The following is a 2,155-nucleotide window of genomic DNA, read 5'->3' as shown; positions in this document are numbered from 1 at the left end:
GACGTGATCGTGTCCGTAGCGTAAAAATTCCATGCCAGATAAGTTCAATTCTGGGATGATCTCTAATTGATGATAAGAAAAAATACCTTTAAAAATCGCGTTGTGAACGGTCAATACGCTTTTCATATCAGAAAAATAAGCGTCATGCTGGTAACGCGTTTTCAACAAAAATGGAACCAACCCTGTATGCCAATCATTTGCATGGATAATCTGTGGTTTTTTACCGAGCTTAGGTAAAACATCTAGGCTAGCTGCTGAAAAGAAACCAAAACGCTCGCCATTATCAGCGTACGCTTGGTTATTCTCGCCATACATTTGTGCTCGGCCAAAATATTGTTCACATTCAATTAAGTACACGGCCACTCCATCTAGCTCCATCTGGCGGACCAGATATGAAGTATGAGGCCAATGGGTAAGCTCAGTTTCTAGCACAACAGGAGCATCTGAAATGCCCAATATAGAACGATAAGCAGGTAGCACAATAGCTACCTGATGACCTAACTCTTGCAGTGCTTTAGGCAGTGCTTTGGCCACATCGGCCAAACCACCACTTTTGATCAAACCTTGAGCTTCTGAAACGGTAAACCAAACATCGATTTTTTCCATTCTAGAATCCAACTTTTGTTCCTTTTGCGATAACAACGATGCCCTCATCAGAAACATGGAAACGTTGTCTATCGAGTTCTAAATCTTCACCAATGATAGTGCCTGGCGCTATTTCGACATTTTTATCAATAATCGTACGCTTAATTGTACATCCTTCGCCAATTTTAACATCACCGAGGATCACGGATTCACTCACTAAAGTGTTGGCTCCAATGTTACTGCGGTAGCCTAGTACCGATTTATAAATCTTCGCACCTTGAATGTAGCTTCCGCCTGAGATCAAGCTGTCGGTGATCTGTACTTTACGATCGTGTGAATCAACAAAGGTTGCAGGTGGCAACGGTGGATAATAAGTGTGGAGAGGCCAGCTACGGTTATACAACGAGAAATCGGCATCATGCTCTAATAGATCCATGTGCGCTGCCCAGTAGGCCTCAATCGTACCAACATCACGCCAGTAAGTTGTGTCTTTTTCGCCTTTGATTTTATTGGTTGAAAAATCATAGACATAAACCTCTCCTTCTGGGAAAAGTTTAGGAATAATATCTTTGCCAAAATCATGGCTGGAGTGATTATCTTCAGCATCACGACGCAGTTCTGCACAGAGTTTATCTGTATCGAATATGTAGTTACCCATAGAAACAAGTGCAAGGTCTGGGTGCCCAGGGATCGCTTTAGGGTTGCAAGGTTTTTCTTCAAAACCGACCATTTTTCCGGCTTCATCAACTTCAATCACACCAAACTGAGACGCTTCTTTCAGCGGCATTCTCAGCGCAGAAACGGTCAGTTTTGCGTCTACACGTTTATGGAAATCGAGCATCTGGCGGATATCCATTTTATAGATATGATCAGAGCCAAAAATACATACTTGGTCGGGGGTAGAGAGTTCAATAAAACGAATATTCTGGTAGATAGCATCCGCAGTACCTTCGTACCAGCGCTTGCCATCACGCATCTGTGCGGGGATTGAATCGATAAACCGATCAGTGATGCCCGAAAGGTTCCAGCCTTTCTTCATATGTAAATACAACGATTGTGATTTAAATTGTGTAAGCACGTAGATACGCATCAAATCCGCGTTTACAAAATTATTCAAAGCAAAATCGATTAAACGATAACTGCCACCAAATGGCACTGCAGGTTTACTACGAGATTCCGTTAAAGGCATCAAGCGCGAGCCTTCGCCACCAGCAAGGATCATTCCTAAAACACCAGCCATTTTAATTCTCCTTATTTCATTCTTATATTTGCATTCCATACCTTAATTTACAGGGGATGTATGGATGCTATCCTTATTGACCACTTGCAGTGGGCTGTATGAAACTCCCTCACCACCCTAAATGCAATCGGTTGTTTATACGTTATCGAATTAAAGAAATAATACAATTTTAAATACGCTGTTCTGACTTGTCTGAACCCTTTAGTTTGCTAACTCCTAACCTAGCTCACATTTACAGCTCGGTGTAACATATAAACATAACAATGTATTAACTAATCATTTTTATTCACTTTATTGATGCATTCTTAATTTTATATACACTCTCTTTTT

Annotated in this window: 2 protein-coding genes; both read right to left on the bottom strand. The window is 41.2% G+C overall.

Annotation, left to right across the window (positions count from 1 at the left end; genetic code table 11):
* A partial coding sequence (locus B9J87_RS13120; protein ID WP_176429527.1) for a glycogen/starch synthase occupies window positions 1-606 on the bottom strand: 606 nt, incomplete at its 3' end.
* Between the two features lies 1 nt (window position 607).
* A complete protein-coding gene (gene glgC / locus B9J87_RS13115; RefSeq protein ID WP_013857078.1) occupies window positions 608-1,825 on the bottom strand; it encodes a glucose-1-phosphate adenylyltransferase in 1,218 nt (405 codons plus the stop codon).
* Window positions 1,826-2,155: the final 330 nt, after the last annotated feature.

The organism is Vibrio sp. V19_P1S1T109, assembly GCF_002241375.1.
GTDB lineage: Bacteria > Pseudomonadota > Gammaproteobacteria > Enterobacterales > Vibrionaceae > Vibrio > Vibrio anguillarum.
This window is presented reverse-complemented; position numbering and strand designations above follow the sequence as displayed.